This window comes from Shewanella sp. 4_MG-2023 (assembly GCF_030548015.1).
GTDB lineage: Bacteria > Pseudomonadota > Gammaproteobacteria > Enterobacterales > Shewanellaceae > Shewanella.
Genome location: NZ_JAUORL010000005.1, coordinates 97,457 through 121,179 on the forward strand (window position 1 = coordinate 97,457; position 23,723 = coordinate 121,179).

General features: G+C 41.8%; 23 protein-coding genes. 12 read left to right on the plus strand and 11 right to left on the minus strand.

Annotation, left to right across the window (positions count from 1 at the left end; genetic code table 11):
* Positions 1 to 9 precede the first annotated feature (9 nt).
* The 3 genes from Q4546_RS04145 (at position 10) to Q4546_RS04155 (ending at position 4,129) form a co-directional block, all read left to right on the plus strand.
* The gene (locus Q4546_RS04145) at positions 10 to 1,218 is read left to right on the plus strand and encodes an FtsX-like permease family protein (protein ID WP_303445750.1); all 1,209 of its coding nucleotides are present in this window, start codon (positions 10 to 12) and stop codon (positions 1,216 to 1,218) included.
* Between the two features lie 96 nt (positions 1,219 to 1,314).
* A complete protein-coding gene (locus tag Q4546_RS04150; protein ID WP_303445751.1) occupies positions 1,315 to 2,736 on the plus strand; it encodes a sigma-54 dependent transcriptional regulator in 1,422 nt (473 codons plus the stop codon).
* 64 nt (positions 2,737 to 2,800) lie between these two features.
* Entirely contained in the window at positions 2,801 to 4,129 is a 1,329-nt protein-coding gene (locus Q4546_RS04155) for a PAS domain-containing sensor histidine kinase (RefSeq protein ID WP_303445752.1), read from the plus strand.
* Between the two features lie 150 nt (positions 4,130 to 4,279).
* Here the strand turns inward: Q4546_RS04155 and Q4546_RS04160 are convergent, their stop codons facing one another.
* Positions 4,280 to 5,713 (minus strand): hypothetical protein, encoded by a 1,434-nt coding sequence (locus Q4546_RS04160; protein ID WP_303445753.1) that lies wholly within the window; start codon positions 5,711 to 5,713, stop codon positions 4,280 to 4,282.
* A gap of 809 nt (positions 5,714 to 6,522) precedes the next feature.
* Between Q4546_RS04160 and Q4546_RS04165 the strand changes: the two genes are divergently transcribed.
* The 5 genes from Q4546_RS04165 (at position 6,523) to Q4546_RS04185 (ending at position 11,591) form a co-directional block, all read left to right on the plus strand.
* Positions 6,523 to 6,906: an MAPEG family protein gene (locus tag Q4546_RS04165; protein ID WP_102438632.1), complete on the plus strand. Its 384-nt coding sequence runs from the start codon at positions 6,523 to 6,525 to the stop codon at positions 6,904 to 6,906.
* A 139-nt stretch (positions 6,907 to 7,045) separates the two neighbouring features.
* Positions 7,046 to 8,692, plus strand: coding sequence for a LytS/YhcK type 5TM receptor domain-containing protein (locus tag Q4546_RS04170; protein ID WP_198589937.1), 1,647 nt, complete (start codon positions 7,046 to 7,048; stop codon positions 8,690 to 8,692).
* Between the two features lie 18 nt (positions 8,693 to 8,710).
* A complete protein-coding gene (locus tag Q4546_RS04175; RefSeq protein ID WP_303445754.1) occupies positions 8,711 to 9,481 on the plus strand; it encodes a LytTR family DNA-binding domain-containing protein in 771 nt (256 codons plus the stop codon).
* A gap of 274 nt (positions 9,482 to 9,755) precedes the next feature.
* Positions 9,756 to 10,961, plus strand: coding sequence for an OFA family MFS transporter (locus Q4546_RS04180; RefSeq protein ID WP_102438629.1), 1,206 nt, complete (start codon positions 9,756 to 9,758; stop codon positions 10,959 to 10,961).
* Between the two features lie 240 nt (positions 10,962 to 11,201).
* A complete protein-coding gene (locus tag Q4546_RS04185) occupies positions 11,202 to 11,591 on the plus strand; it encodes a ribosome recycling factor family protein (RefSeq protein WP_303445755.1) in 390 nt (129 codons plus the stop codon).
* A gap of 674 nt (positions 11,592 to 12,265) precedes the next feature.
* Here the strand turns inward: Q4546_RS04185 and Q4546_RS04190 are convergent.
* The 4 genes from Q4546_RS04190 to Q4546_RS04205 all read right to left on the minus strand — a co-directional run bounded on the left by Q4546_RS04190 (position 12,266) and on the right by Q4546_RS04205 (position 14,591).
* Positions 12,266 to 12,451 (minus strand): hypothetical protein, encoded by a 186-nt coding sequence (locus Q4546_RS04190; protein WP_102530869.1) that lies wholly within the window; start codon positions 12,449 to 12,451, stop codon positions 12,266 to 12,268.
* Between the two features lie 194 nt (positions 12,452 to 12,645).
* Complete coding sequence (locus Q4546_RS04195) at positions 12,646 to 13,728, minus strand: L-dopachrome tautomerase-related protein (RefSeq protein WP_102475381.1); 1,083 nt, start codon at positions 13,726 to 13,728, stop codon at positions 12,646 to 12,648.
* A gap of 82 nt (positions 13,729 to 13,810) precedes the next feature.
* A complete protein-coding gene (locus tag Q4546_RS04200) occupies positions 13,811 to 14,101 on the minus strand; it encodes a putative quinol monooxygenase (protein ID WP_055026561.1) in 291 nt (96 codons plus the stop codon).
* Between the two features lie 199 nt (positions 14,102 to 14,300).
* A complete protein-coding gene (locus tag Q4546_RS04205) occupies positions 14,301 to 14,591 on the minus strand; it encodes a putative quinol monooxygenase (RefSeq protein WP_102322248.1) in 291 nt (96 codons plus the stop codon).
* 216 nt (positions 14,592 to 14,807) lie between these two features.
* On the opposite strand from Q4546_RS04205, the gene Q4546_RS04210 reads away from it, so the two are divergent.
* A complete protein-coding gene (locus tag Q4546_RS04210) occupies positions 14,808 to 15,731 on the plus strand; it encodes a LysR family transcriptional regulator (RefSeq protein WP_303445756.1) in 924 nt (307 codons plus the stop codon).
* 60 nt (positions 15,732 to 15,791) lie between these two features.
* Here the strand turns inward: Q4546_RS04210 and Q4546_RS04215 are convergent, their stop codons facing one another.
* From Q4546_RS04215 to Q4546_RS04225, 3 genes are all read right to left on the minus strand, one after another.
* The gene (locus Q4546_RS04215; RefSeq protein WP_102322250.1) at positions 15,792 to 16,571 is read right to left on the minus strand and encodes a glycine betaine ABC transporter substrate-binding protein; all 780 of its coding nucleotides are present in this window, start codon (positions 16,569 to 16,571) and stop codon (positions 15,792 to 15,794) included.
* 44 nt (positions 16,572 to 16,615) lie between these two features.
* Positions 16,616 to 17,356, minus strand: coding sequence for a sulfite exporter TauE/SafE family protein (locus Q4546_RS04220; RefSeq protein ID WP_055026565.1), 741 nt, complete (start codon positions 17,354 to 17,356; stop codon positions 16,616 to 16,618).
* Between the two features lie 98 nt (positions 17,357 to 17,454).
* Complete coding sequence (locus Q4546_RS04225; protein ID WP_102475384.1) at positions 17,455 to 17,745, minus strand: putative quinol monooxygenase; 291 nt, start codon at positions 17,743 to 17,745, stop codon at positions 17,455 to 17,457.
* 299 nt (positions 17,746 to 18,044) lie between these two features.
* Between Q4546_RS04225 and Q4546_RS04230 the strand changes: the two genes are divergently transcribed.
* Both Q4546_RS04230 and Q4546_RS04235 read left to right on the plus strand, forming a co-directional pair.
* Positions 18,045 to 19,073 carry a radical SAM protein gene (locus Q4546_RS04230; RefSeq protein WP_303445757.1) on the plus strand — a complete coding sequence of 343 codons (1,029 nt, stop codon included), beginning with the start codon at positions 18,045 to 18,047 and terminating at the stop codon, positions 19,071 to 19,073.
* Between the two features lie 17 nt (positions 19,074 to 19,090).
* Positions 19,091 to 19,648: a DUF1349 domain-containing protein gene (locus Q4546_RS04235; RefSeq protein ID WP_198589518.1), complete on the plus strand. Its 558-nt coding sequence runs from the start codon at positions 19,091 to 19,093 to the stop codon at positions 19,646 to 19,648.
* 231 nt (positions 19,649 to 19,879) lie between these two features.
* On the opposite strand, the gene Q4546_RS04240 is transcribed toward Q4546_RS04235, so the two are convergent.
* The 3 genes from Q4546_RS04240 to Q4546_RS04250 form a co-directional block, all read right to left on the minus strand.
* On the minus strand, positions 19,880 to 20,365 hold the full coding sequence (locus Q4546_RS04240; protein ID WP_102531975.1) for a VOC family protein: 486 nt from the start codon (positions 20,363 to 20,365) through the stop codon (positions 19,880 to 19,882).
* Positions 20,366 to 20,657: 292 nt separating this feature from the next.
* Positions 20,658 to 21,269: a TetR/AcrR family transcriptional regulator gene (locus Q4546_RS04245; RefSeq protein ID WP_303445758.1), complete on the minus strand. Its 612-nt coding sequence runs from the start codon at positions 21,267 to 21,269 to the stop codon at positions 20,658 to 20,660.
* 153 nt (positions 21,270 to 21,422) lie between these two features.
* Positions 21,423 to 22,847, minus strand: a complete 1,425-nt coding sequence (locus Q4546_RS04250) for a coniferyl aldehyde dehydrogenase (RefSeq protein WP_303445759.1) — start codon at positions 22,845 to 22,847, stop codon at positions 21,423 to 21,425.
* 367 nt (positions 22,848 to 23,214) lie between these two features.
* Between Q4546_RS04250 and Q4546_RS04255 the strand changes: the two genes are divergently transcribed.
* Positions 23,215 to 23,646 carry a universal stress protein gene (locus Q4546_RS04255; protein ID WP_102437970.1) on the plus strand — a complete coding sequence of 144 codons (432 nt, stop codon included), beginning with the start codon at positions 23,215 to 23,217 and terminating at the stop codon, positions 23,644 to 23,646.
* Positions 23,647 to 23,723 lie beyond the last annotated feature (77 nt).

The following is a 23,723-nucleotide window of genomic DNA, read 5'->3' on the forward strand; positions in this document are numbered from 1 at the left end:
GAATTCGACATGTTACATATCAAACCGATTATTTCGAGTTTATTGCGCAGTAAGAGCGCGCCAGTTCTGTTGTTACTGCAAATCATGCTTTCAGTAGCGATTGTGGCTAATGCCAGTTTTATTATTCATGAACGCTTAACCATGATGCAGCGCGACTCAGGTTACGCTGAAGAGCAAATCTTTAGCTTTAATGTTTATAACTTTGACCCCGCAATTAATAATATTGAGCAGAACAAAATTGACCAGCAAATATTGCGCAGTTTGCCTAATGTGATTGATGCGTCATCAACGAATATGATGCCGTTAAGTGATAGTGGTTGGATGGACATATATAACGATGGACCAGATAGTGATACTGCTAAAACAACGCCTGGTTTTGCCTTTTATTTAGGTAGCGTTCATCTGTTAAACACCATGGGAGCTAAACTCATAGAAGGGCGTAATTTTAGGCCTGAAGAAATGAATACCAGCTTAGATGACAGCGGTATGTTAGCCATGGTGTCTCAGCCTTTAGCTAAAGAGTTTTGGGGCGATGAATCACCCGTGGGTAAAGTCATGTATCAAGGTGAGACGCCCATTGAAATAATCGGGGTGATTGAAAAGCTGCAAGGGGCTTGGGTAGATAACCCAAATTTTGAATACAGTGTGATGCAAAATATTGATTTTGGTGGTCAGAGTACTAATAAGACCTACATGGTAAGAGCACTACCTGAGCACATAGCTGATTTGGAAGCGATCATTAAAAAGGCGTTCCATGCAGAAAACCCTAATCGGGTTATTGATAACTTTTCATCGCTGTCAGACCTTAAAAAACAGACCTATAGTAATCACCGTTTAATGGCGACAGTGCTGAGTATGATGGTGGTGCTATTGCTATTGATTACTGCATTAGGCTTGACGGGAATGGTGATGTTTAACATTCAGCGCCGCACTAAACAGATTGGTACTCGCCGTGCATTAGGGGCTAAAAAGCGCGATATAGTCAGTTATTTTATGGTTGAAAATTATTTAATTTGTATTGCTGGCGGCATTATCGGGGGCTTACTGGCGATGCAGTTAGGCCAACAATTAATGACGCTATATAGCCTGCCTATGCTGCCCAGTGTTTATCCAATTTCTGCAGCCTTGGGTTTATTGGTGGTGACGACTCTCGCGGTTATTATTCCTGCCGTTCGCGCCTCAAGTATTTCACCTGCAATGGCCACCCGCAGCGTGTAGAGCAAATGTACCGTAAGATACCCTCGTAAACGAGGCTATTTTACGGTAGTTTGAACCCCATAAGGGTATCCCTAAAAAAGAGAACAATGAACACACATGGATAGTATTTTAGTCGTTGATGATAATCATGCCATTTGTAGCGCTCTGACATTAATGTTGGATATTCATGGCTATAAATCATTAAGCTGCGAAACCCCAGAGCAAGCTTTACAGATTGTGGCAGAGCAAGATATCAGCCTGGTTATTCAGGATATGAACTTCACCCAGGACACCACCTCTGGTGAAGAAGGCCGCCAGCTGTTCTATACCTTACGTGAACAACAACCCAATTTACCTATCATCTTAATGACCGCCTGGACTCAGCTAGAAACCGCGGTTGAGCTGGTTAAAGCTGGGGCTGCCGATTACATGGGTAAACCTTGGGATGATGCCAAGCTGCTAAATAGCATCAGTAATTTGTTATCGATATATCACTTATCTAAGCAAAATAACCAATTGTCACGGCTGGATTCAGAACGCATGAGCGCCATTAAAGACGCTAATTTATGCGGTATGGTATTTGGCAGCGGCGCCATGCAGCGTTGCATTGACTTAGCACTGCAAGTGGCGCGCTCTGATGTGTCGGTGATGATCACTGGCCCCAATGGCGCAGGTAAAGATAAAATTGCTGATATCGTCCAAGCAAATTCATTGTTAAAAAGTAAACCGTTTATAAAAGTGAACATTGGCGCACTGCCAATGGACTTGTTGGAGGCTGAGCTGTTTGGCGCTGAAGCGGGGGCTTTTACTGGCGCAAATAAAGCACGTATTGGCCGTTTTGAAGCGGCGGATGGCGGCACTTTATTTTTAGATGAAATTGGTAACTTGCCTTTATCTGGGCAAGTGAAGTTATTGCGGGTTTTACAAACGGGTGAGTTTGAGCGCTTAGGCAGTCATCAAACTCGAAAAGTGAATGTACGTGTCATCAGTGCTACCAATGCCGACTTAGCCGAAGACATTGCTAATGGTCAGTTTAGAGAAGATTTATTTTATCGCTTAAATGTTATTGAACTAGCGTTAGCGCCGCTTAATCAGCGCATTGATGACATATTACCCTTAGCGAGTTTCTTTGTCGGGGAGACATTTAGTTTTGATAAACAGGCGCAGCAAGCGCTGTTAAATCATCCTTGGTCGGGCAATGTACGTGAGCTTGAAAATGTCTGTAAAAGGGCGGTATTACTGGCTAAATCATCACAACTAAGCTGTGCTGATTTAGGGTTGTCAATGTTGCAAACGCTGACAGAGCAGAATGCACTAACAAAGACTTCATCGCACAACGTACCTCTTACTAAAGAGTTTCCTACTCAAGACCACACAGTTACGTCGACAAACACCACTGTAGAGCCTGATAAGCAACAAATTGAACAAGCGTTAGTGGCGCACAGTGGGGTTATTTCCAGAGTCGCTAAAGCACTGGGGTTAAGCCGCCAAGCACTGTATCGGCGGATGGAAAAGTATGGCTTGTCAGTGAATAAGTAATTTTTGCTCAGCAACGTGGTTATGGAAAACCAGTATGAAAATCAACTTAGAGAACAAACCTTAAATGAGCCTACGGAACAAACTGGTACTGTCAAATTTAGTCTGCACCCTAGTGTCGTTGTTGCTGGCTTACGGTCTGTGGCAATGGCTTGGGGATGAGTCAGTATGGGCCGCGGTGGTTGTGAGCTTGGGCCTGTGTTTTCTCATCAGTATGTACCTGACTCGTCAACTGGGCGAAAGCTTACAAGCATTAGAAGTCGGCTTACTCAACTTTAAAGATAATGAATTTAGTGTGTCATTACCTGAATATGCTGAGCCGCAACTGAATGAACTGGCTGGTTTATACAATCAAGCCTCGGCCAAGCTGCGAAAAGAGCGGCAGTTTATTTATCAGCGTGAATTAATGCTCGATAAAGTGATACAAAACTCGCCTAACATCATGTTGCTGGTGGATGATAATCAGCGAATTATTTATGCTAACGATGCTGCCAGACACTTATTTAATCAGGGGATTAGAATTGAAGGCGTGTTGCTTTCAGAGCTGATTGCAGTGTTACCAAGCGCGTTAAAGCAGGCATTAGAGAGTGAACATGAAGGCTTGTTTTCCATTGATGCCAATGGCGAAGGGTTAAGCGATGATAGCGCGGGTGAAATCGAAACATGGCATATCTCCCGTGGGCAATTTAATCAAAATAATCAACGTCACCATTTAATTTTACTTAAACAATTAACCAAAGAACTTAATCGCCAAGAAGTAGCGGTGTGGAAAAAAGTCATCCGCATTATCAGTCATGAGTTGAATAACTCTGTGGCGCCTATTGCTTCAATGGTCAATTCTGGCAGAGTACTCACTAAAGATTTTGATAATGAAAGATTAGCGCTGATATTCGATACCATTGAAAATCGCACCGCCCATTTAAGCCAATTTATTTCCCATTATGCCCAATTCGCTAAGCTGCCTTTACCTAAAAGATCGCCAGTTAATTGGGACAATTTAATCGAGCAGTTAGCCCAGCAGTATCGGTTCAGTTTAACCTCAGCATTGCCGCAACAAGCCATTGCCTTAGACTGTGTGCAATTAGAGCAAGTGTTAATCAATCTGCTTAAAAATGCCCATGAATCTGGGACTGATAAAGACGGAGTCACTATGGCGTTTCTAGAGGTCAGTCATCCGCTTACTGGGGTGATGATCACCATTGAAGATAACGGTTTAGGCATGTCTAGCGAGGTGTTATCTCAAGCCTTATTACCGTTTTATTCAACTAAACAATCGGGCACTGGCATTGGCTTACCCTTATGCCGCGAAATAGTTGAAGCTCATGGTGGCCATATCACCATGCAAAATCGTAAAGAGAAAGGCTTAAGCGTTAAATTGTGGCTGCCAAATGAGTAGTCGTACTTAGTTAATAACGGTAAGAATAAAGAAAGCCCAATAGATAGTCTCTATTGGGCTTTTTTGAAGTGTTAATCATAGTATTAATAACAATATCACTGTTTAAGCGAGTGATGATTGTTATTGATAAGTGCTACGTATAAGAGCTGTTTATAAATACTCAACTTCCAATGAAATCAACATCGCATCATCATCTTCAGAGGTGAACTCGGCTTTTAATACAAAGTCATCACTTTCGACATTAATGATCTCATACCATGCACTGGCTTGATCGCTAAAGTGTGCCAACATAGCTTCACGGGTGGCTGGGATATTAATGGATTTTAAATAAGCCATAAACTGCTCATCAGACTCAATAGGGTAGTTAATACTCTCAGAGAGTTTTACTTTTTGAATGACATTATTGTAATGCTTAACCTGCACATTTTTTGACAGTAAACTCCAAACGCCGTTGTTTGAAAATTGAATAACATTAGGCACAAAACGGTTAACTAGCGCATCGAGCGTGCTGGGTTGATTGTTCTCAGTAGGTAAAAGTACTTCAGTTAACTTTTGGCTATTGAGCTCCGAAAATAATATCTCATCATTATCACGGCTGTATTTTCTTGATTTAAAGGTGAAACCTGTGAGCAGTAATTCAGGCTCATCGCTGGTGATAGAAGAAAACTCATCAAACTCTAACGTCAGTAAGTTTTTATGATTGGAGACGATATATTCTTCAGTACTGGTTTGCTTTAAATAATCAAGCTTATTGCGCACTTGCAGTACTTCATCACGGTATCCGGCTTTATCATCAATCAGCCAGTTATTATCAAACCTTTCGTTGTAGCTAATTAAATTTTTGCCATTGTAGTTAAGTAATGAGCGATCTTTATAGGATATTTGCTGAATTTTATTGTTGTCGATAATAAACCACAGCTCGCGGCCATATAGCCATGCTTGGGATTGATCTTTTAGGGTAAATAAAGCGCTGGCAGGACCTAGTAATTCAATCAGACGTTGGGTTGAATCATCAATGCTAACCCCGTAGGCGCTAGATAGAGTCACATTAGTTGAAGGAAAGCTTGCTTCTCTTGCAAGGCTAGATAATTCTTTTTCTGACAGTATTGTAATCGCAGGGCTAATTTGTGACTGCGCTAAAGTGACTTGTGGCGCAGTGGTCGTTTTGGGTTTAGCTGCAATGCGATTGGTCGTTGCTGCTGTTGAAACCTTAGTGGCTGGCGCCGGTTTTTTAAAGCTAATGGGTTTACGACTAAGTTGATTATAAGCAGTTTTCACCGAAGATAACCGGTCATCTTCGTCGCAAAAATCAATTAAGTCAGCAGTGATAATAATTTTATTGGCTTCAATTAAATTAGTAATAATGACGGCATCGACCCGCTTTTGTTTGGCTTTTTTCTGGATCAGGCGAAAGCTGGTTTCTATTAATTTATCATTTGAGCTATTTTTAAGGGTATTTTCCACATAGATGCCATCGATCACTGTTGGCGTGCACACAGGCAGATGATCGAGTATCGGTGGTAACGATTTAGCTGAAACTTGTAAACTGACAAAGAGTAAAATGAGAACCAGTAATCTGTTCATAATTTAGCGCTTCCTTGTGGGTGTTTTTATTATTATCCATCACGAAATAAACGTCATTACATACACGATGGTTAAAAGTAATTAATCAATTAGCCTTCTTTTTCATGAGGTTATTTTTGTCACTCCAATTCATTATCAGCTGGAGTACAAGCTCTAACTTAACAATTCATTAACAAAGGTGTCAAAAGGTTTTTAGGAATAAGTAGTTAAAAAGTGTGCATAAAAACAACTGTTATTGTTTGATAATGATACAGCTAGGGTGGCGAGTATTAGAGTCATAATCTGCCAATGGTTTATCTATTTATTAGCAATGACTGACAAACCCTGAACGCGTGAAGGGTTGCGATCGTGACAGTGGCTCAAATTGCAGTGAACAGAGCACTCAGCTAAAGCTTTGATCTAAAGCTTTGAGCTAAAGAATTTAGCTAAAGTATAACTTATCGATATTGTGCATAAAATGGTTAGATTTATGCTGTCAGTAGGCTGGGGTTCATTGCTGGAGGATTACCTTTAGTAACCTCAATCAGGGCGCTGTATCAGTTGCATTGGTGAAGCTGTTACTAGGCTGTTATGACTGACAGCTAATTTAACCAAGGTGTGTTTCTGATTTTAAAGGCTTAATAATGAATCACTTTGTTTAAAATAAATTCTGATGACTGTGCATAAGTTAGTAGTAACGGTTTTACAGGGTGGAATGGTCCATGGGTAATCAATTATTTATAAAACATTAGCTGAATAAAACATTGGGCTTAAAAAGTAATTAATGATTTACTAGTAATTAATGACCTTAACTTACTCGGGCTGCTTTTATGCAAACGTTACTGATTTGTCTGTTTATCACAATCTTATTACCCTATTTAGCCAAGGGGCCAGTTGCTGTGGCAATGGCAAAACTCGGCGGTTATGACAATGCACATCCGCGTGCACAGCAAGCAAAGTTAACCGGTTTTGGCGCAAGAGCACTAGCAGGGCATCAAAACGCCTTTGAATCTTTGATCGTTTTTGGTTTATGCAGTTTAACCGCGATCGCAACTGATAATGTTAATGCTACTGTTTCGACGTTAGCTATGGTGCATGTGGTTGCTAGAGTGAGCTATCACTTGCTGTACTTAAAGGGCTTATCAACTATGCGCTCACTGGCTTGGTTTGTGGCAATTTTCTGTTCATTTGGCATTTTTTGGCAAGCTTTTTAAGCTTGGAAAATTTTAAACTTCTTTAATCGATATAAACCTTTCTACAATTACCTTTAAGGTCAAATACTGGCATTGTAAAAATTTCATCATATAATTCTTATACCTATTGCTATCAATTAGGTTTATTAGAGGCGCTGCTATGTATACCGAGCAATTAATGATGTTAATCGCCGTATTTGAACGGGCAGCCTTAATGCTGATGCTGCTGTTTTTGCTCACTCGCACCCGCAGCTTTCAAAAAATCATCACCAAACCAAATCGAAAACCGATTGAGATGGCGATGATGTCGCTGTTATTTACTTTATTTGCGGTTATGAGCACCTACACCGGCATTGAGGTCGATGGCTCCTTGGTTAATGTGCGTATTATTGCAGTGTTATCTGGCGGTATCCTTTTTGGCCCTTGGGTGGGGATCCCAGCAGGTATCATCTCAGGGCTGCATCGTTACTTAATTGATCTTGATGGCGCGACTTCAACCGCCTGTTTAATATCGAGTATTTTTGCAGGCTTTCTGGCAAGTTGGATACATGTCGGTGTCGATAAAAAACACTATACCTGGTATGGCATTTTAGCGGGGGTTATCTGCGAGGTGCTGACCATGGTGCTGATTGTGGTGTTTTCAGATGATTATGAGCAGGCAATGGTGATTGTGCGTCACATTGGTTTGCCGATGATATTGGGCACTGTGTCCATCGGGCTGATTATCAAGTTAGTGCAAGATATTGACGATGAAAAAGATTGGATTGCTGCGCAGCAGGCAAAATTGGCCTTAGATATTGCCAATAAAACCTTACCTTATTTTCGTCAAAATGATCGTCAGTCGTTAATTGCGGTTTGCCAGATCATCCGCCTTGATACGCAAGCGGATGTGGTGGCGATAACTGATACCACCTCAGTACTGGCTTATGTGGGTATAGGTCAAGAAAACTACCTAGAGCCCCACAATAAAATTAACGAGATGACCGAGCAAGCCGTTGCCACAGGCAAACAAATTATTAGCAATAACCTTGATGCCCATGACTTTCATTCATTGTTAATCATTCCATTAATGGAGAACAATGTCGTTACTGGTACCTTAAAAATATTTTACCGTGAGCCTTATCAAATTAAGTCTTCACTGCGGGAAATGGCGGTGGGATTATCGCAGCTGATTTCTACCCAAATGGAAGTGTCGCGCATCGAACAGTTAAAAACCATGGCCTCAAAAGCAGAGTTTTCGGCGCTGCAAAGTAAAATTAATCCGCATTTTTTATTTAACGCCCTCAATGCTATCTCTACGTTAATACGTATTCGGCCTCAGCAAGCTCGAGAATTGATCGCCAAACTAGCGGATTTTTTGCGCTTTAATTTAGATCACACTGATGAGCTGATAGATATCCAAGAAGAGCTGCAACAGGTGCGGGATTATGCCGCGATTGAGCAGGCGAGATTTGGGCCTAAATTAACCGTCAGCTTTGATATTGATGATGTACACACTTGTGTGCCAAGCTTACTGATACAGCCGCTGGTGGAAAATGCCATTTTACATGGCATTCAGCCTGCGTCTTATCCTGGTGAGGTGCTGATTACGGTTAAAAAGCAGCAAGATGATCGGGTGAAAATTACCATTCGTGATACTGGGGTTGGCATCGATCCGGCTTTGATTGATAAGTTGCACCAAGGAACCATAGACAGCACGAGCATCGGCTTGATGAATGTACACCAAAGGTTAAAGCTACTCTATGGTGCTGGCTTAGAGATTACTGCATTGACAAAAGGCACTGAGATGTCTTTTTTCATTCATTAGAAGACTATAGGGGGAGCTATGTTAAAAGCCTTGATTGTAGAAGATGAATACCTAGCACGAGAAGAGCTGATTTATTTGATCGCAACCCATAGTCAGATTGAAGTGGTAGCGACCTTCGATGATGGTCTTGAAGCTTTTAAATACCTGCAAAGCAATAAAGTGGATGTGATATTTCTTGATATTAATATTCCATCCATTGACGGTATGTTATTGGCGAGAAACATTCATCAATTTTCTGAAAAGCCGCATATCGTGTTTGTGACTGCCTATAAAGAGCACGCCGCAGATGCCTTTGAGTTAGAAGCATTTGATTATTTGCTCAAGCCTTTTAATGAGCAGCGGGCTATTGGGGTGTTGCAAAAACTTGAGCAAGCTCAAAAACACCTACCAGCGGCAGATATCAATGTCGAGTCTTTGCGAGTGAATACCGACAAGCCCAAGCCTAAGGCCAGCAGCCTTAATCAGACCATTAATTTAACCCAAAATAACCGCATTGTGGTCAGCTATATTAATGATATTTATTATGCGGTTGCCAACGAAAAAATCACTGAGGTATATACTCGCGAAGGGGTGTTTCATGTGCCTTATACCATTACTGATTTGATGGAACGTTTACCGAGCGAATCGTTTTTTCGCTGCCATCGATCCTATTGCATTAATATCGATAAAATTCGTGAGATCATCCCTTGGACCAATAGCACCTATCTGTTAAAACTGCGCGATATTGACGGTGAAGTGCTGGTGAGTCGCAGTAACATAAAAACCTTTCGAGCACTGATGAACTTATAACCGCTGCTGTCATTGGCTAGCTAACGAACTATTCAACACCGCCTACCCATAAAGACGACTCAAAAAACGATACAACCACCCTTGCTACTGCAGATAAGCTCACTCAGCATTTAACCCCCATAAATGCATTTCATGCCGATATATTGCATTTGATGCCGCTATTTTACAGCTCATGTTTTAGTTAATTCAGACTCTTGTCTTCCTCTCAAAAAGCCGTATTTTGACCACCATATTGTTAAATTAATCATTAATTATTGCTGTGGAGAGTGACACTATGTCAGCACAAATATCAAACCGAGCGCGTATTATGACGCTTATTGGTACCATTTTGGCGCAGTTCGCCTTGGGTTCGGTATACACATGGAGCTTATTCAATGCCCCGTTAGCTGAGAAACTGTCGCTTCCAGTGAGTAATGTGGCGTTTACTTTCGGTATTTTAAGTTTATCACTAGCCGTGGCTTCGTCAGTGTCAGGCAAGTTACAAGAGCGCTTTGGGGTTCGTAATGTCACCATTGGTGCTGGGCTATTAATCGGCGCGAGCTTATTTCTTACTGCGCATGCAGATAGCCTATTAATGCTATATGTATGTGGCGGCCTGTTAGTGGGTTTTGCTGATGGTACCGGTTACCTAATGAGCCTATCTAACTGCGTTAAATTATTCCCTGAACGTAAAGGTTTAGTGTCTGCTTGTGCTATTGGTGCTTATGGCCTTGGCAGTTTAGGCTTTAAATACATCAACATGTATATGCTGACCCATTCAGGTTTGGCGATGACATTTGATACATGGGCTGTGATTGCCATGGTGCTAGTCATTGCGGGTGGATTAATGATGAAAGATGCCCCCCTTCAAGAAGTCTCAACCGCAGAAAACAGCGTTGCAAACAGAGACTTTACACTGGCGCAAGCAATGAAATCATCACAGTTTTGGGTACTAGCATTAATCTTTTTAACCATCTGTATGAGTGGCTTATACGTGATTGGTGTGGCAAAAGACATTGGCGAAGGTTATGTACATTTAAGTATGGCAACAGCAGCATCTGCAGTGGCAGTGATTGCGGTGGCTAACCTTTCAGGTCGTTTAGTTCTTGGTGTGTTATCTGACAAAATGGATCGCATGAAAGTCATCAGCATTGCGCTTATTGTATGTTTAGCGGGTGTCGGTTCACTGTTATTTGTTCACTTAAATGCGTGGAGCTTTTACTTAGCCGTTGCCTGTATCGCCTTTAGTTTTGGTGGCACCATTACTGTGTTCCCATCGCTAGTGAGTGACTTCTTTGGCCTTAACAACTTAACCAAAATTTATGGCTTTATTTATCTTGGCTTTGGTATCGGCAGCATCATTGGCTCTATTGTCGCTTCGTTATTTGGTGGCTTTGTTCCGACTTTCTACTTAATGCTAGGACTTATCGTATTATCAACCGTCATCTCTTTCATGGTGAAGTTACCAGAAAACAAGCCTTCTTTAGCCATGGCTAGCTAGTTTTAATTACGCTATTGGGCCAAGAGGTCTGAATATTGCGTTAAGCTTTTTTCGTTCCAACCTCCTTTTCGCCGCAGCAATGCGGCGTTTTTTTATCTGAACTTAAACAGGTCAGCTTAAGTCTTTGAAAAAGTAGTGCACTTTAACTCGCCAAGCTGCTTTCTCATGTTTAGATTGGTGTTATTGGGGTATGATTCATTATTAATGAAAGGCCCTGAATGAGTATTAACCAATCCTCCTATGAATGAAGATATCACCATTGCACTGCCTTCGCTTATTCATCGCATCGGTGGCAGCGCCGCCAAGCAGGCTAAAGATATGGCTACGCAATATGGTTGTGAGCTTAAGCGAGTGCGTCGTTCTCGCAATTGGCAACTCGTGGGAGATGCCATTAATATTCAGTCTTTTGCCGCACAGTTATCAGGGCAAACTAATAATGAGTTTGCCTACCTGATTAAAAAGCTAAACATCGCACTGCTTGAACATAGTGACAAGTTAGAACCATTAGCCGTAAAACTGGTGCGCCTGCTCACTGAACGCCCGAGTACCACCTTAGCTGAGTTGATACAAAGCACCGGCTGCACAGAGGCTGAAGCCAGAGTGGCTCGTTTTGAGGCTGACTCTTGGTGATGATGCTTTAAGGTGTTATAAGCAGGGCAATGTTGCTGTTTAGATGAAGTATTACAATTTGAATTGGCTTCCATGCCAAGCTCACGAGTTCTCGGAATAAAGAGTCTCGATGACCTCAATTCAAATTGAGTCTTTTAGACTTTTAATGTTATAGATTTCTAACGTTAGCTCTTTTATTGCCACGAATGCAGTCAAATCGAAGAGATAATAACCCCTGTGTAGATGCAGCAGCGAGCTTCTGACTGCCAAGGATGGCGGGAATAGTCATTATTTGTCGGGAACAAATATGACCAAAACAGGCATTTGTTGTGGCAAAGTTTATGGGCCTTTTGACTTATATAAAGAGTGCAGCGTCTCGCAGTTGTATCTGCACATAAGGTCGCTGTTTCACATCTAACCCATAGGGATATGGGTTAGATGTCATTATGATGTAGGGAACATCATTGACTATGTGATCGCGACATTCGTATATCCTATATAGCACCTGCGGCAGGCAATAGATTAAACTGAAGTAATGGACTACTGAAAAAGAGCCAATATAAACGAAGTATAAAGTTGGTGGCTGTAACGCATTTATGCCCCAAAACAAGCTAGAGCAGGATTGAGGCTAATTTCAAGACACGCGATTAGACTTACTTTTCCTTATGTCTAGAGTTCTGACTATGTGGCCAAATTTACTGATCCACTACAGTTGATGCTTCTTCGTAAGAAAGGTGATCTGGAAAAGTTATAAAGCGATCTTCATGACCAACCACTTCCTGAGCTAACATACCATCAGTACTGCCTCCGCCTCTGGCCACATCGTTGCTACCTTGATTGATCGCGACAGTGTCCCAAGTCGGAAAAAACAGACCAACCACGCGGTTCCAACCTGAAGATGTGTAACCTTGCTACCGTCAGCAATCACATCACCTCCGCCAACAGCAGATGAGGCAAATTCAGACATCTGGATAAGGTCTCGACTCGGTTTTATCGTGAATTTTTCATGATGGGCTCGCTATTGAATTGAAAAATAAGGACAGGAGAGAATGACTCCCGCCATAAAGACCATCAATTAGTTAAGTTTGATTCGAAGCACATGGTATGGCTTGGTTGAACCTTCTTCGCCTTCGTTGAAAGCAGGGTGGAAGTGAAGAGAGTTTTGAGTGACGTACAAGTAATCACCCTGGATAGAGAAACCATCTGCCCATGACAATAACTTGTCATCTTGTGCAAAGATTTTGTAGCCGTCTTTATTCACCACACCAACAGCATTTTTCTCAATATCACCGACATAGATATCACCGTTATCTGCGATAATCATGCCATCACTTGGACGTTTTTCACTGAAAAATTCAATCTGCTCGGCCAATGCATCTTCACTAAGCGCTGTGTTAGCAAGAGCAGCGGCAGGAATACGGTAGATAGCACTACCATTGACTGTACCAAAATATAGCCATTCATTATTTGCATCAATAGTGATTGGATTCACACCAAGATAAAGCGCATCAACGCTACCATCTTCACGCTTTGTCGCCATACGAGAACTATCAATCACAACTTCATGCTCAGGTGAAAGCAGTGCTTTATTTGATTGCAAAACGCGGCGAGATTTACCTGTATTTAAATCTACAACAACAAAGGCAGGCGCAGCTTCGCCATACAGATTACCTAAACTCGTATCGGCAATGTACATCTGGTTACGCAGTGTATCTAATGCAAAATCCTGTAAAAAAGAGTTACCGACCTGTACGTCTTTTCCAATTTCAATGCGTTTAAATAGCTTATCGTTGACGGTATCCCATGCAACAATTTGCGAAGGCGAAGTTTCACTGCCCATATCTAACACCCACACAACACCATCATCGGTACTATCAATACCGATTACTGAAGCCAAACCAACCTCACCTTTATCTGGACCATCTGCCCAGTCTTGGGTTGGAAATGCTTTGGTTGAGCCATCCTTCATCAATTCAACAACACGAAGTTCAGGTGCATCAAGGGGTTGCATAGAAAGGAAAGTACGCCCCTGCTTCGTTACTGTAATGTTCCCTGGTCGTGTGCCATCAAGCTTGGCAACCACTTCGATATCAGCCGCTTGCGCTGTGTTAACTATCATCGCAGTCGCAAGTGTTAGTAAGATTTTGATATTTTTCATGTCGAGCCTCATTGGTGTTCTTTGATGCCCTAACCGTTTTAGTCAGGGCATAGTGCTATAATAAGCTTGTTTTATGTTGTCGTTACGCGATCTTAGTCATTTCGTTGACTGTGAAGCTTGCGACAGAGCCTTCGGTTGCTGTCATGTAGTCCGCAAGGTGCTGGTTGCCCATATGAGCCTGCCAAAGTTCACGTGATACCCAGTTTTCATAAAAAGTAAAATGCGCTGGGTTTTCGTTGTCTTGATGAAGGTCATAGTTGATGCAACCTTCTTCAGCGCGAGTAATGTCGATAAGCTTTAGTAGCTCGGCTTTCACCAGTTCAATTTTGTCGTCATTAGCTTTGATGTTTGCAACAATCGTTAATGTAGTCATGGGATGTTCCTTTTAAATTTGATACCGAAATCGTCGGTAATTTTGATGTCTTTAATGTTTTAGTGATAGGGCAACTCGTCATGTCATATTGAGTTAGTCACTAAATGTAGTACAGGTACTACACTCAATTACTGACTTATATTGTAAATACTTTCAAATCTATTTTGATAATTGAATGTTTAAATACGTTAATTTTTAACTAAGCGATCTTGGTCATTTCGTTGACAGTGAAACTTGCGACAGAGCCTTCGGTTGCTGTCATGTAGTCAGCAAGGTGCTGGTTGCCCATATGAGCTTGCCAAAGTTCACGTGATACCCAGTTTTCATAAAAAGTAAAATGCGCTGGGTTGTCGTTGTCTTGATGAAGGTCATAGTTGATGCAACCTTCTTCAGCACGAGTTATCTCGATAAGTTTTAGTAGCTCAGCTTTCACAAGTTCAATTTTGTCGTCATTGGCTTTGATGTTTGCAACAATCGTTAATGTAGTCATAGGAGTTTCCTTCGTTCTGAGTTAGTGCCGTGCTTAGCGCACTGCGTTGTTGGTATGGAGGTATAATAGTGCGAACATTACCAATGAAAAACAGCCCATCAATTGAATAATTACCAATTAAAATTTGATAATAATCTTTTAATATTTCATGTGGTGCGATATAAAGGGATAGTCATTTTCAGATTTTGTTAACACACTGATTAAAAGGTAACGGTTATGCTCTTAGAGGATTTTCAGGTCATTTTAAAAGTCGCAGAGTTTCGCAGCATCACTGCTGCTGCGACAAATCTGGATATGCGCACGGCAACGGCAAGTGCGGCGGTGAAACGTGTTGAGGCATCATTAGGGGCTGAATTATTTGTACGAACGACTCGTCATTTACGCTTATCTTCTGCCGGCGAGCGTTATTTGCCTCTGTGTGAAGAGGCGTTGCAGATGCTTGAAAAAGCCAAAATGAACATGCGTGAAGAGCTAGGGATTATTGATGGAGAGATCCGCATCGCCCTTTCGTCTGATTTGGGCCGAAATGTGGTCACACCTTGGCTTGATGAATTTTTGTTGGACTACCCAGACGTTTCACTTCGCTCCAGTATCAGTGACAGCAACATCGATTTTTATCGAGATTCTGTTGATATGGCGCTGCGCTATGGCTCACCAACCGATGCGAGTATGTACGGTTTTAAAATTTGTGATGTGCCAAGGCTGTTGTGCGCCAGCCCGGAGTATTTAGCAAAATACGGTACTCCATCCGAGCCAGATGATCTGCTTGAACATAATGCCCTGTTTTACCAGTTACATGATATTTTGCAAAATGAGTGGTTGTTTAATGATGGAAAAGAGGACATTAAGGTAAAACTGAAAGGTAACAGAGCATCTAATGATGGCGATCTTGTTCGGCGCTGGTGTGTGGCGGGGAAAGGGGTAGCAATCAAGTCTTGCCTCGATATGGCCGATGACTTGCTAACAGGGAAAGTGGTCAATGTAATGGCAGACTATAAACCGACTTCCACTGAGCTTTGGTTAATATGCCCAAGCCGACAATCTATTACCCCAACCGTCCGCCTATTAAGGGATATGCTTAGAGAAAAGACCGAACAGATTCTAATCCAAATGAAGGACAAAGGGATTCTATTGGGTTAACTGTTGAGGTTGTGAGGGCGTGGAAATTGCCAGCCCTCAGTAAAGCGGTGATGGTCTTAACTACTGATGGTTGTCCAACCACTCACGAGTCACATCATCAACCGCTAATCCCGCTCGGCAAACCTTGTAATCCAATTCTGCGATGATTTCATTTGAAAAGCGCAATTGATCTAGCTGTGCCAACTGTGCTGGGGTAAATACGATTGATCTTTCTTGTCGAAGTAATAATATGGCGCGATCAACGCTACCCAATAATCCTTTGGGCTCTTTTAATTCACGGATAGTAAATAGGTGGTGCAAGAACTGTGGTTTCCACAATGGCACAATAACCCACTCATTATTTTCAACCGCACGTTCGTAGGCACCAAAGCAATCCTCTTCAGAACCAGAGTGAAAATGATAACCCACATCGCTTAATCCATATTGGTCCATCATTTCAATAGAGAATCGGGTAATGCCAGCACCTGGGTTAATACCTTGAATGTGTTTGTTGGTGCGCTTAACGACTTCTGGTTTTAATAGGTCACTGATTTGTGAAACAACCTCCTCAGGTACATAATCGGGCACCCCCCATAGAGCGTACGGTTTATAGTGCAAACCTAACTCTAACAAAGGCTCTACCGTTTCAACATCGGATTTATAGATACCGTGGCTTGAAGGTAACCAGGCAGAAGAGAGCATGTCGATACGGCCCACTTTTAGATTTTGGAAATTTTCTTGATGTGGTGCGTAGACACGTTCCACCTGAAAACCCATATCAGTTAAGACATGGCTAACTATCGATGCAGTAACGCGATGAAAAGATAAATCGGTAATCCCGAGATTGATAATGTTAGACATAACGTGACCTTATGATAAAAGAAAAAGAGGTTTTAAAATCGCATTTAAAGTGCCGTGAGGCCGGAATAGAGCATCTTTGTTCCCGTAAGAAACAGAACGCTATAACTTATCTTGTAAATCAACTCTTGAGAGATGATATTCACCATCCACACACCGGCTCTAACCCCTAAAAACGCAATCGGCACCAAAACTAACGAGGTCATCAAGTTTTGCATATCGAGCAGCCCCATATAGCTGTATGGGATCAACTTAATAAAATTAAGCACCGTGAAAAATACTACGCTGGTGCCGATTAATTGTTCTTTCGGCAGATTTTTTGGCAGTAGATGCATGCTTGCAGGCGGGCCACCGGCATGGGCAATTGTACTGGAAAACCCAGACAACATACTTAAGGCATAGCCCTTTATCGGGTGGCTAAATTGAACCTGCTTTAGCAGAAACTTTTGTGTTAAAAAGACCAAAGCCAGCCCCCCAATGATAAGTTCAACTACAGATGTTGACAGACTACCCATAAAATAAGCAGCACTCATCACCCCCAAAATAGCGAAGGGCATCATACTTTTTAGCTCGACGTAATTGCAGTTCTTGCGGTGGTAAAACAGCGCCATTAAATCCATACCACACAATAATGGTAATAAAATCGCAGCGGCTTGAACTGGCGATACGCTCATCGCCATCAAAGGTACCGATAGCATCCCCAAAATACCGCCGACCCCTCCCTTGCCCATGCCATAGAAAAAAACGGCAGGTATCGCTGCAACATAAAACCAAAGGTCTGTGATCATGATATGTAAACCAAGAAAATACGTAGATGAAAACAAGTGTATTTGAGCAAAAAACTTTTAAAGCCATTGACTCAAATAAGGGGGAATACAAAGTTGGCTTAAGCGATTTGGGTCATTTCGTTTACAACGAAGCTAGCCACACAGCCTTCAGTTGCTGCCATATAATCGGCAAGGTGTTGATTACCCATATGTGCTTGCCAAAGTTCACGTGATACCCAGTTTTCGTAGAAAGTGAAGTGTGCTGGGTTTTCGTTGTCTTGGTGGAGGTCATAGTTGATGCAACCGTCTTCGGCACGAGTGACGTCGATTAATTTCAACAGCTCTGCTTTTACCAGTTCGATTTTGTCTTCATTGGCCACGATGTTTGCAACGATAGTTAGCTTAGTCATAGTGTGTTCCTTTGTATGGAGTTGAAGCAGCTGATGGTGTGCTGCGTTGTTGGTTTGGGTGTATATTACGGTGATTATTGCAAAGTAAAAACAGTCTAGAAATTGATTTATTATCAAATTTAGTTTGAGAATTGATTTTTAAGTCTGACCATAAAGAGGGAATTAGATCGCGTTGTGTGGTGATGTGCACGGTGTTTATCTATTTGTTTTTGATAATAATTCAAATAATACCGCGTTTTTACCGTGTAAAATTTGCCGTAGGATGGCCAAATCAATTTCAATTCATTGGATAAATAGCCATGTCACAGATACATTTTCAACAGGGCCCAATACGCCCACCATCAGAAGCAGACAGTTTGCTTATCAGAACCACACAAGGGTGCCCGTGGAATAAATGTAAGTTCTGCACCCTTTTTGAAGGCATGGAGTTCTCTATTCGTCCGGTTGAAGATATTAAGCGTGATATCTGGGCGGCGAGGGCGTTTTATAAAAACAGAACCTTTGATAGCTGTTTTTTGCAAGATGGCGACTCATTCGCCATGGAAACCCAAGACTTACTTGACGTGCTCAATACACTGAAAGAGGCTTTTCCGGAGCTTAAACAGATCAGCTCTTATGGCCGGGCGCAGACCATGACTAAAAAATCGCCAGCGGAGATGAAAGCAATCTGCGATGCTGGGCTAAACATGCTTTACTGCGGTATGGAGTCGGGATCTATCGAGGTTCTAAAACTGATGAAAAAGGGGATCACCCCGAAATCAATCTTGAAGTCAGCCGAATATGCCAAGCAAGCGGGTATGAAAATGATGACCTTCATTATCCTTGGCTTAGGTGGAAAAGAACTGTCAGAGCAACATATCGCAGCAACGGCCGAGCTACTGAATCAAATCAACCCAGACGAAATTCGCATACTCTCGCTGGCGGTTAAATCGGGAACTGAATTGGATGAGTTAGTACAAAACGGCCAATTTACACCACTAACAGAGCGAGAGATGCTTGAAGAACAATATCAGCTTATCAGCAAGCTAGACGGCATAACGGGTAATTATGGCAACTTCCATGGCATCAATGTATTGACGGAACTTAATGGACAATTACCACAAGATAAAGAGACATTTTTGCGCACCATTGAGCACTTTATGATGATGAGTGAAAACGACCAGAATAACTTTGTTTTAGGTCGCCGCATGCACTATTACGCCACACTGAGTGATATGCGAAATCAGCTTATGTATGACAGCGTACAAAAAGAACTAGACCGAATTAAGCTGCAAAATCTTGGCAATATTGACGATATTTTCTATCAACTCCGCCAACGTATGATCTAATAGTAAGGAACAGCGCAATGATAAACAATCTAGATAATTGGACGATTCAAAATGAAAACCCAGAGCACTGGTCGTTTAAAAATGAAGTGCTTACAATGCAAGTTCAAGAGGGCAATATCTTTGGTGCTGGCGCTAATGATGTAAAAAACATCTTTATTTATCCGGTAGACAAGCCAGAATACAGCGCGGAGGTGACGATTAATCTAGATCCGAACCTCAGTTTCGAGCAGGCTGGACTAGGGATTTACTGGGACAATGATAACTATATAAAAATCAGTAAAGAGATGTTTATGGGTGCGCGATCGCTGGTGTTTGTTGTAGAACAAAATGGTCAGCCTGATATTAAACATCGCTTATTATTCGGTGAGTCGACAGTATCGGTAAAGCTTGAAAGAAGCGACACTAAAGTTCGCGCTTATTATCGAACGCAAGATAACGACACATGGCAGTCAATTATAAGCACTGCCGCACTATCAGGGCACGAGCAAGGCGTTATGCTTTACACCTTTAGCGGCAGAATCACTGTGCCCAACTTTGCTGAATTTAGTGAGTTTGAGCTAACTGATTTGAACTAATGTGCATCCCGCATAAGATGAACTGGCCTGCTCCATTAATAAAGATTGAGTGGGTTAGTTAAGTGACGTTGCCATACTTTTAATGATCCATGTGTTGCTGAATTAGCAATTTCGCTAAAACGGAATTGTCCAAAAGTGATTTAGGCGCTTAAATAATACTTGCCTACAAACTTCTCTAATACAAAAAAAGCAGCTAACCACGGTTAGCTGCTTTTTAAAATTCTTTAATTCTTATGTGTATTCAGAAGAATAAGTTTCTGAATAAGAATGAGAATATAGTTCAAATAGGTTTCCAAATGGGTCTTCTAGATAGACCATTTTGTAAGGCTTATTATCATCTTCTGGATGATAGCGCATGATGTCCATTCTGACTTTACCGCCGAATTTTTCAACTCGCTCGATAACGCCTTCAAAGTCATCTGTTTCTAACGAGTAATGGAAGATACCGATTTTAGTGAAGTCGACATGATGTCTTTCTTCGCGGTCTTTCATTTCAAATAACTCAAAGCCGATGCCATCAGAAGTGACGAGGTGGGCGATGTTAAAACCTTTAAAACCATCACCAAATACCGCAATACACATTCTACCAATGGCAGTTTGTTTTTCTTCGATGACTGCTGAATTGCCCATGACAATTTCAAGACCTAATGCTTGGGTATAAAACTCGACGGCTTTATCCATGTCACCAACCATAATACCTACATGACTCATTTTCATAATAATCTCGCTTTATACGTTAATTGCTAAGTTGTTGCTTGTTCGTTTTGATGGAAGAAGTATAGGGCGAAGTAATGATTTAATAAAATTATCAAATTTTATAAAGATAATAATATTTTGTTATTAAATGTATAGTTGGATCTAGTGCATGCTTGGGTCAATTGTATGCTTGGGTCAATTGTATGGTTGGAGCCGAAAGAGATTTGCTGAAGCGGTTCGTGGTTAAGGCTTAGCACCTTTCGCCAGTCATCAGCTAACTGGCTTTAAAGGAGGTTTTGACTATAAAAGTAGATTACTGAGCTTTCATTGCGCGCCAAAATAATTCAAAGCTTGCTTGTCGCTGACTTGGGTCGTTGCCCCATTGTGGGTTGTCAGTAAAATAGCGAATAGCGGCAAGGTATTGGCCGTGACAGTTTTCAAGCATTAGCGCAACAGGAAAATCAGCAATAATCTTTTGTTGCTGGCCTTTACTAATAAGCTGAACAACAAAATGCAAAATACCGTTCATGGCTTGATCGCGGATTGCGGCATCAATGTCGTTGGACATAGAAAATTGTAAAAAGAAACGCTGCTTAATCGGGTGTTTTAAGGCCCAATCAATCGCTTGTTGCCAAAGGTATTCGGCATCGGTTTTTAAATCTTCGCCAGCATTGTCAAAGGTGGACAATGCTTGAGTAATGTCATCAGCAAATTCTTGTTTAATTGAAACAAATAAATGATTGAGTAAATCATCTTTACTGGGAAAGTGATGAAATAATGTCCCAGTGGCGACAGCGGCTTTTTTAGCGATGGATGCGGTGGATGTGCCATGAAACCCTTGCTCAACAAATAGCTGTAAAGCGCTATCGAGTATCGCTTGTTTCTTGTCTACTTTAGGTTTTTTGTTGGCTACAGTTTGGGTCATATGCTGTTCGTATTTTCAATGAGCTATTTATTAATGGGCTCTTTATTAAAGGAGTGTTGATGAATGAGCGATTTATTAATCGGGATTTTGAGCGTGCGAGTTTATCACCAAGGCGATAATCGCACACTCAATTATTGGTATTTATCTAGCGCGTTAGCGTAAGAAAAACTTCATCAACAAGGCTTGGATTTTAGTGCCATAAGGCGGGTGCACCAGTAAACCTGAATTGAACTTGCCGCTTTTTAACACCGTTTTCGCATGGCTAAAAGTCAAAAAGCCTTCTTTACCGTGATAATGGCCCATACCTGATGGGCCAATGCCGCCAAACGGCGCGTCATCGGCTGCCACATGGAAGATAGTTTCGTTAATACATACGCCGCCAGAGTGAGTTTGTTGGATAATATTTTGCTGGGTTTGACTGTTAAAACTCATGATATAAAGCGCTAATGGGCGTTCATTGTTATTGATATATTCAATGGCTTCATCAAGGTCTTTATACCCGATTATCGGCAGTAATGGCCCGAAGATTTCTTGTTGCATAATGGCCATATCTGCACTGACATTGGTCACTAGCTGTGTTGGTAATTTACGTATTTCGCTATCAATGTTGAACTCAGTCGCTGGGTGAATGGTCGCGCCTTTTTGTTTGGCGTCATCAAGTACCGCGAGTAAGCGACTGTATTGGCGCTGGTTAATCACATTGCCATAGTCTTCATTACTGGCAAAATCTGGGTACATGTTATTAAAACGAGTTTTGTAGGCACTGATTAGCGCATCGATTTTGTCTTCTGGACATAAAATATAATCGGGTGCGACGCAGATTTGGCCTGCATTTAAACACTTACCGTAAATAAGGCGCTCAACAGCAGTATCGATATCAATATCAGGCGCTACAATGACTGGTGACTTACCGCCTAGCTCAAGAGTCACTGGGGTGAGGTTATCAGCAGCTGCGCGCATGACATGGCGACCCACTGTTGTAGAACCTGTAAATAATAGGTGGTCAAAGGGTAGGGCTGAGAATTGCGCGGCAACATCGGCTTCGCCTTCCACTACGACCACTTCATCTTGGCTAAATATCTCTGCTAATAAGCGAATCAATACTTGGTTGGTGGCTGGGGTAAATTCTGACATTTTAAGCATGGCGCGATTACCTGCCGCAATGGCGGTAATTAACGGGCCAACAGCCAGCATGACTGGGAAATTCCACGGCACGATTATGCCAACAACGCCAAGGGGTTGGTAATGCACTGTGACCGAAGAAGGGGACAGTAATAACCCTGCATGGCGTTTATTGGGTTTCATCCATGATTTTAGATGTTTCAGACTGTAGTTGATGTTATTCACACAAGGCATGATGTCTGAAATCATGGTGTCATTGGCTGAGCGATGGCCATAATCTGTGGCTAATGCACTAACAAATTGCTCACTATAACTGAGCAACCCGGCTTTGAGTTTATTGAGTTTATCAACTCTGGATTGGTAACTAGGCGCAGGCATTGACTGATAGGCTTGGCGTTGCTGCTGAAGTAATAGTTGTAATGGACTTTGCTGAGCATTGTTAGCGGCCATATTCATAAAGCGCTCCTAGAGTGATATTGATGCTGACATCATTTTAATTAATTCAAACCGACTGATTAGTCGGTTTAGTATGTGCTGGGTTGGGATTAATTGCAAGCCTTTGGATTATTGTGCTGGGTCAAGGTGGTTTTTTGCTATTTGCACTACACTTTAATTAGGAGGATATTTAAGTAGTTTGTATCTGAGGCTGTCATGCTAAATTTGATGCTAACTATGATTGTTATTTATCACTATAGCCATGATTACATTGGTGATGCTTACTTTATAGCGTGAGCTATATTCAGCTAACGATATTCACATCGGTAAGTTGGATAAGTTAGTTTAATGCTCAAGCTTAGTTATTTTATCTACAGGAGGAACTCACATGCGTTCACGTTCAATATTATGGCCAACAGATTTTTCTGAAACGGCATCCCATGCGCTGCGATATGCCATTGAAATGGCCAATTTATATGAAGTGGGTATTCGTATTTTACATGTGGTTTCTCAGCCCCTTGGTGACGAGAACTACATGATTTTGGCTATTACTCCTGAGGAACTCGCTAAAAGCATGGAAGAGGCTGCAGCCACCAAAATGCAAAATTTACTTGCTGATTTAAATACTGACTTGAAGGTCGAAACCGTAATTAGGCGTGGTGATGCCATTGAAGAAATTGTCGATGAGGCCAACAAAGGCGACATTGGTATGGTGGTGATTGCCAGCCATGGACGCAGTGGTCTAGCGCATTTTCTGCATAGTAATGTTGCTGAAGAGGTGGCTAATCAGGCCAGTTGTCCTGTGCTTGTGGTTAAGTAGCGCTAGTTAACAAGTGCTAACTAGCGCTAACTCGCATTGGTTGATCATTTAGTGCCCGCTATTAGTTATTCTTCATT

Coding starts and splice junctions, on each gene's coding strand:
- Q4546_RS04145 (WP_303445750.1), top strand. CDS start 10: ATGTTACATATCAAACCGATTATTTCGAGTTTATTGCGCAGTAAGAGC.
- Q4546_RS04170 (WP_198589937.1), top strand. CDS start 7,046: ATGTATACCGAGCAATTAATGATGTTAATCGCCGTATTTGAACGGGCA.
- Q4546_RS04210 (WP_303445756.1), top strand. CDS start 14,808: ATGCTCTTAGAGGATTTTCAGGTCATTTTAAAAGTCGCAGAGTTTCGC.
- Q4546_RS04160 (WP_303445753.1), bottom strand. CDS start 5,713: ATGAACAGATTACTGGTTCTCATTTTACTCTTTGTCAGTTTACAAGTT.
- Q4546_RS04245 (WP_303445758.1), bottom strand. CDS start 21,269: ATGACCCAAACTGTAGCCAACAAAAAACCTAAAGTAGACAAGAAACAA.
- Q4546_RS04175 (WP_303445754.1), top strand. CDS start 8,711: ATGTTAAAAGCCTTGATTGTAGAAGATGAATACCTAGCACGAGAAGAG.
- Q4546_RS04165 (WP_102438632.1), top strand. CDS start 6,523: ATGCAAACGTTACTGATTTGTCTGTTTATCACAATCTTATTACCCTAT.
- Q4546_RS04255 (WP_102437970.1), top strand. CDS start 23,215: ATGCGTTCACGTTCAATATTATGGCCAACAGATTTTTCTGAAACGGCA.
- Q4546_RS04205 (WP_102322248.1), bottom strand. CDS start 14,591: ATGACTACATTAACGATTGTTGCAAACATCAAAGCCAATGACGACAAA.
- Q4546_RS04215 (WP_102322250.1), bottom strand. CDS start 16,571: ATGTCTAACATTATCAATCTCGGGATTACCGATTTATCTTTTCATCGC.
- Q4546_RS04220 (WP_055026565.1), bottom strand. CDS start 17,356: ATGATCACAGACCTTTGGTTTTATGTTGCAGCGATACCTGCCGTTTTT.
- Q4546_RS04180 (WP_102438629.1), top strand. CDS start 9,756: ATGTCAGCACAAATATCAAACCGAGCGCGTATTATGACGCTTATTGGT.
- Q4546_RS04155 (WP_303445752.1), top strand. CDS start 2,801: ATGAGCCTACGGAACAAACTGGTACTGTCAAATTTAGTCTGCACCCTA.
- Q4546_RS04150 (WP_303445751.1), top strand. CDS start 1,315: ATGGATAGTATTTTAGTCGTTGATGATAATCATGCCATTTGTAGCGCT.
- Q4546_RS04235 (WP_198589518.1), top strand. CDS start 19,091: ATGATAAACAATCTAGATAATTGGACGATTCAAAATGAAAACCCAGAG.
- Q4546_RS04225 (WP_102475384.1), bottom strand. CDS start 17,745: ATGACTAAGCTAACTATCGTTGCAAACATCGTGGCCAATGAAGACAAA.
- Q4546_RS04250 (WP_303445759.1), bottom strand. CDS start 22,847: ATGAATATGGCCGCTAACAATGCTCAGCAAAGTCCATTACAACTATTA.
- Q4546_RS04230 (WP_303445757.1), top strand. CDS start 18,045: ATGTCACAGATACATTTTCAACAGGGCCCAATACGCCCACCATCAGAA.
- Q4546_RS04185 (WP_303445755.1), top strand. CDS start 11,202: ATGAATGAAGATATCACCATTGCACTGCCTTCGCTTATTCATCGCATC.
- Q4546_RS04195 (WP_102475381.1), bottom strand. CDS start 13,728: ATGAAAAATATCAAAATCTTACTAACACTTGCGACTGCGATGATAGTT.
- Q4546_RS04240 (WP_102531975.1), bottom strand. CDS start 20,365: ATGAAAATGAGTCATGTAGGTATTATGGTTGGTGACATGGATAAAGCC.
- Q4546_RS04200 (WP_055026561.1), bottom strand. CDS start 14,101: ATGACTACATTAACGATTGTTGCAAACATCAAAGCTAATGACGACAAA.